The organism is uncultured Phenylobacterium sp., from assembly GCF_902826855.1.
Taxonomy (GTDB): Bacteria; Pseudomonadota; Alphaproteobacteria; order Caulobacterales; family Caulobacteraceae; genus Phenylobacterium.
Window position 1 is genome coordinate 20,134 of record NZ_CADEGK010000041.1, and the last position, 5,799, is coordinate 25,932.

The 5,799-nt window shown below is 69.4% G+C and carries 3 protein-coding genes and 1 pseudogene (1 of these 4 only partly in view); 2 read left to right on the forward strand and 2 right to left on the reverse strand.

The features are described 5' to 3' along the window. Positions 1-59 precede the first annotated feature (59 nt). On the reverse strand, positions 60-800 hold the full coding sequence (locus QZV94_RS08155; protein ID WP_293677317.1) for a methyltransferase: 741 nt from the start codon (positions 798-800) through the stop codon (positions 60-62). 160 nt (positions 801-960) lie between these two features. On the opposite strand from QZV94_RS08155, the gene QZV94_RS08160 reads away from it, so the two are divergent. Continuing rightward, positions 961-1,929: a polyprenyl synthetase family protein gene (locus tag QZV94_RS08160; RefSeq protein ID WP_293677318.1), complete on the forward strand. Its 969-nt coding sequence runs from the start codon at positions 961-963 to the stop codon at positions 1,927-1,929. Here the strand turns inward: QZV94_RS08160 and QZV94_RS08165 are convergent. Then, positions 1,926-2,423, reverse strand: coding sequence for an Lrp/AsnC family transcriptional regulator (locus tag QZV94_RS08165; protein WP_293677319.1), 498 nt, complete (start codon positions 2,421-2,423; stop codon positions 1,926-1,928). The two genes, QZV94_RS08160 and QZV94_RS08165, sit on opposite strands and share 4 nt — an antisense overlap. A gap of 142 nt (positions 2,424-2,565) precedes the next feature. Between QZV94_RS08165 and QZV94_RS08170 the strand changes: the two are divergent. Then, positions 2,566-5,799, forward strand: a pseudogene (locus tag QZV94_RS08170) (indolepyruvate ferredoxin oxidoreductase family protein); it runs 223 nt beyond the window's last position.

The window sequence follows — 5,799 nt, forward strand, 5'->3', positions numbered from 1 at the left end:
GCGACATGCAGCTCGTCTGCCAGCAATCGGGTGCGGGCGTTCTGGGCGATGCAGTAGGTCTAGGCCCAGCCCAGCGCGGCTTCCCCTCGCAGGATCGCCTCGACCTCCGGTCGGTGCTTCTCGCCGCCGCGGTCGTGCAGGACCAGCGCCGGCAGCAGCCGGAGCGGGGCCTTGCCGGTCTTGATCGCGCGGACCAGCACGCGCTTGGCCGGCTCATCGGCGAAGGGGTGCACCGGGCGCACCTGGACGGAGCCGCACTTGTCGGCCAGCAGGGCCAGGATGTCCCCCAGACGGTCGGCGCGGTGGATCAGGGTGACGGTCCCGCCCTCGCGCACCGCCTTCGACAGGAACCCGACCCAGGCGGCCAGGCCATCGTCGGCCATCCAGGCGGCGCGGCGCTCGGGCGCGGGGCCGCGCAGGGCGCCGGCATCGTCGAAGAACGGCGGGTTGGCGAATGCGGCGTCGAAGGCCTCCAGGCCCAGGCCCGAGAACCGGGTCGCCACGTCGCCCGCCAGCGCCTGGACCCGATCCTGCAGGCCATTCAGCGCGATGTTCTCTTGCGCGAGTCGGAGCGCCTTGGCGTCGCGCTCGATACCGGTGAACTGCACGCCGGGCCGCCGCACCGCCGCGGCCAGCAGCGCCCCGCCGGCGCCGCAGCCGGCCTCGATCACCCGCTCCCCCGGCGCCGCATCGCAGGCCGCCGCCAGCAGGGCGGCATCCAGCCCCGCCCGATACCCCCGCTCGGGCTGGCGCAGGCGCACGCGGCCATCCAGCAGGCGGTCTTCGGTGGCGGCATCCATATGGCGTGGCCTTGGTGTAGAAGGATTGGGAGCGGTCGCTTGACCGTGCCCTATCGCGTCACCATTGTCCCGGCAAAGGCGGCTCGCGGGGCTCGAACGCCTTGTTGGATAAGGAATACCTCGCTTGGAAGCCGCCCAGGCCTTGGCCGCCCCGCCCTCGCTGGATCTGCTCCTGCAGCTGGCCGGCCCGGACATGGCCGCGGTGGATGCTCTGATCCGTGAACACATGGACAGTCCGGTGCCGGTGATTCCGGCCCTGGCCGACCACCTGATCGCCGGATCAGCCAAGCGCCTACGCCCCCTCCTGACCATCGCGGCCGCCCGGCTTTGCGGGGCCCGCGACGACGCGTGCCTCAAGCTGGCCGCGGCGGTGGAGTTCATCCACACCGCCACCCTGTTGCACGACGATGTGGTGGACTCCTCGCAGCTGCGTCGTGGCCGCGTGGCCGCCCACCTGATCTGGGGCGCCCCCGCCAGCGTGCTGGTCGGCGACTTTCTGTTCGCGAGGGCGTTCGAGCTGATGGTGGGCTCGGGTTCCATGGCCGCGCTGGAGATCCTCGCCCGCGCCAGCCGGGTGATCTCCGAAGGCGAGGTGCTGCAACTCACCCGCTCCCACGACCTGGACCTCTCCCAGGAGGTCTATATCGAGATCATCAAGGCCAAGACCGCCGAGCTGTTCGCCGCCGCCGCCGAGGCGGGCGCGGTTTCCGCCGGGGCCTCACCCGAGCGCTGCCGGGCGCTGCGCAAGTTCGGCCAGGACCTGGGCTTGGCGTTCCAGCTTATCGACGACGCACTCGACTATTCGGGCGACGCCAAGACGCTCGGCAAGAACCCTGGCGACGACTTCCGGGAAGGCAAGGTCACCCTGCCCCTGCTGCTGGCCATGCAGCGCACGGCCTCGACCGAGCGCGATTTCTGGGTCCGCACCGTCGACCGCCGCGAGCAGGACGAGGCCGACCTTGCTCGCGCCTGCGGGCTGATGGCCGAGACCCGCGCGCTGGAGGACACCCTCGCGTTGGCTGCCCGCTACGCTGAGGCCGCAAAGGTCGCCATCGCCGACCACGGCTCCAACACCTGGCGCCCGGCGCTGCAGGACCTGGCTGATTTCGCGGTGATGCGGCGGGCCTAGCCCTGGGCGCTCACGTAGGGGCTGACCAGGCCCAGCGGGGCGGCGGTGGTATTCTTCACCGAGCGGATGACGATCCGGCTCTCGATGTTGGAGACCAGGCCCAGGCCCAGGATCTTCTCGCGCAGGAAGTCGTCGAAGGCGTGCATGTCGCGGGTGACGATCCGCAGCTCATAGTCCGCGGCCCCGGTGACCGTGGCGCACTGCACCACCTCGGCCAGCTTGGTGATGGCGGTCTCGAAACTGTCGAGGTTGTCCTTGGTCGGCAGGCTGAGCTTGACCGTGCAGTAGACTTCGAAGCCGAGGCCCAGCTTGTCGCGGTCCAGGATGGTGACGCGGCGTTGGATGACGCCCGCGTCCTCCAGCCGCTTGATCCGCCGCCAACAGGGGCTGGAGGACAATCCGACCCGCTCGGCGATCTCGGCCACGGACAATCCGGCGTCGTGCTGGATCAGATCCAGAATCTTGGCATCGACGGCGTCGAGCACCTCAGACAACATTTCCTCCTGTTATTGGCATCAGAGCGTATTGTTCTTGCCCCGGAACGCTTCCGTGGGGGCATGCTTTTGGCAAGCAATTGCGGTGATCTTATATGATCTTGCAGGCGGTCTGGGGAGGCCTGGAAGGATAAAAATTGCGATGCGGCGCCAGGAAGTGACGCTCGACGACAAGTTTCTGCTCACGGATGGTCGGGTGTTCATCACCGGCGTGCAGGCGCTGCTGCGAGTTCTGATCGATCAGAGCCGGCTGGACCGCGCTGCCGGGCTGAACACCGCGGGCTTCGTTTCGGGCTACCGCGGCTCGCCGCTAGGCGGGTTGGACCAGCAGGCCGGCCGCGCCGCGAAGTTCCTGAAGGCCGCGGAGGTCGTGTTCAAGGAGGGCCTGAACGAGGACCTGGCCGCCACCGCTGTGTGGGGCAGCCAGCAGGCGAACCTCTTCCCCGGCGCCCGCTACGACGGCGTGTTCGGCATGTGGTACGGCAAGGCTCCTGGCGTCGATCGCACCGGCGACGCCTTCAAGCACGCCAACTTCGCCGGCGTGTTCCCGAAGGGCGGAGTGTTGGCGGTGGCCGGCGACGACCACACCTGCAAGTCCTCGACCCTGCCAAGCCAGTCGGAATACGCCTTCCAGGACGCCGAGATCCCGGTGCTGTCGCCGGCCGACGTGCAGGAGGTGCTGGACTACGGCGTGCTGGGCTATGCGATGTCGCGGTTCTCCGGCCTTTGGGTCGGGATGATCGCGCTGGCCGACACGATGGACAGCGGCGCGACCATCGACGTCTCTATCGATCGCCACCGGTTCGTCACCCCGGAGAACTTCCGCATCCCCGCCGGCGGCCTCGGCATCCGGTTGAAGGACCAGCCGCTCGACAAGGAGCGGCGCCTGCGGACCCAGAAGATCCCCGCCGCGCTGGCCTTCGCCCGCGCCAACCGCATCGACCGGATCATGCTGGGCGCGGCCCGCCCCAGGCTGGGCATCGCCTGCCAGGGCCAGGCCTATAAGGACGTAGTCGAGGCGCTTGCGGCCATGGGGATTTCCCAGGCCGAGGCCGCCTCGCTGGGCGTGGCGATCTACAAGGTGGGCATGCCGTGGCCGCTGGAGCCAATCGGGCTGCGCGCCTTCGCCGCCGGCCTGGAGACCCTGATGGTGGTGGAGCACAAGCGGCCGCTGATCGAGAGCCAGGCCCGCGCGGCGCTCTACGACCTGCCGGCCCATGCGCGGCCGAAGATCGTCGGGAAGACCGATGAGAACGGCCAGCCGCTGCTCTCGGAGCTGGTGTCGCTGTCGGTGGCGGAGATCGCGCTCGCCATCGCCGATCGCCTGCCGCCGGGGCCGCACATGGACCGGGTCTACGACTACCTGAACCGGGTCTCGGCCGCCTCGATGGCCGCCGTGACCCTATCGTCCGACCAGCAGCGCAAGCCCTTCTTCTGCTCGGGCTGCCCACACAATACGTCGACCCGCCTGCCGGAGGGGTCCCGCGCCCTGGCCGGAATCGGTTGCCACTACATGGCGAGCTTCAACGACCCCTCCACCGACCTGAACAGCCACATGGGTGGCGAAGGGCTCAGCTGGGTTGGGGCCTCGCCGTTCACCGACGAGAAGCACGTGTTCGTCAACCTGGGGGACGGCACCTACAACCACTCCGGGTCGCTCGCCATCCGCGCCGCCGTCGCGGCCGGGGCGAACATGACTTACAAGCTGCTGTTCAACGACGCCGTCGCGATGACCGGCGGCCAGGCGGCCGAGAGCGGCTTCACCGTCCCCCAGATCACCCGCCAGCTCGCGTCAGAGGGGGTGGCCAAGGTGGTCGTCGTGGCGGCCGAGCCGGAGCGCTACCAGACGGTCACCGACCTCGCGCCCGGGGTGGAGGTGCGTCCGCGCATCGAACTGATGAAGGTGCAGCGGGAACTCCGCGACACGCCCGGCGTGACCGTACTGATCTACGACCAGGTCTGCGCCACCGAGAAGCGGCGGCGGCGCAAGCGGGGCAAGATGGAGGCGGCGCCGCAGCGGGTGATGATCAACCCGCTGGTCTGCGAGGGCTGCGGCGATTGCTCTGTGAAGTCCAACTGCGTCTCCGTCGAGCCGCTGAACACGGAGTTCGGGCGAAAGCGGAAGATCAACCAGTCGACCTGCAACCAGGACTACTCCTGCCTGGACGGCTTCTGCCCGAGCTTCATCACGCTCACCGGCGCCGAGAACGCGCACCGCGAGGCGATGCCGGCGCTGACCGCGGATGCGACGCCGCTGCCTCAGTTCATGGAGCTCAGGGGCGTCCAGAACATCGTCTTCACCGGCGTGGGCGGCACGGGGGTGACGACGGTCGCCTCGATCCTGGCCATGGCCGCCCACGTGGACGGCCACAGCGCCTCGGTGGTGGACATGACCGGCCTGGCGCAGAAGGGCGGGGCGGTGTTCAGCCATGTGAGGATCGGCGAGACCGAGACCACGGTGATCGGCGGCAGGGTGCCGGCGGCGAGCGCCAACGTCCTGATCGCCTGCGATCTGCTGTCGGCGGCCGGGCCGGACGCGCTGGCGCTCTACGCCAAGGACCGGACGGTGGCGGTGGGCAACGCCGACTTCGCGCCCACGGCGGATTTCGTCACCGACCGCGACGTGCGCTTCGACGCCGACGAGCAGGGCCAGCGGATCGGCGCAGCGGTGAAGTCCTACGACTCCGCGCCGGCCAGTCACCTGGCCGAGAACCAACTGGGCGACGCCATCTACGCCAACATGATCATGCTGGGCTTTGCCTGGCAGAAGGGCGTGATCCCGGTCTCCAGCCGCGCGATCTACCGCGCCATCCGGCTGAACGGCGTCGAGGCGGAGGCCAACCTCCAGGCCTTTGAACTGGGCCGCAAGGTCGCGTTCGACCCGTCGGCGCGTGGCCCTCGCGAGGACGACGTCCCGACTCCTGGGACCATGCCGCTGGACGACCTCATCGCCCACCGAGCCAAAGAGCTCGCCGCCTACCAGAACGCCGCCTACGCGCGCCGCTACCTGGACCGGGTGGAGCAGGTCCGCGCGGCCGAGGCGCCCCTGGGGTCCGAGGAGCTTACCCGCGCGGTGGCGGTCAGCCTCTACAAGCTGATGGCCTACAAGGACGAGTACGAGGTGGCCCGGCTCTACAGCGACGGCCGCTTCGCCGCCTACCGCGCCGAGACCTTCAAGGGCGGCAAGGCCAAGGTCTGGCTGGCCCCACCGCTGCTGGCCCGAAAGGGGCCGGACGGTAAGCCGGCGAAGATGGCGTTCTCGCCCTGGATGCTGGACCTGGCGTTCCCGGCGCTCGCGAAGCTGAAAGGCCTGCGCGGCACGCCGCTGGACGTGTTCGGCATGACCGCCGAGCGCAAGATGGAGCGCCGCCTGATC

Bases quoted from the DNA above. Each gene is read 5' to 3' on its own strand.
- QZV94_RS08155 (WP_293677317.1), bottom strand. From the start codon at position 800: ATGGATGCCGCCACCGAAGACCGCCTGCTGGATGGCCGCGTGCGCCTG.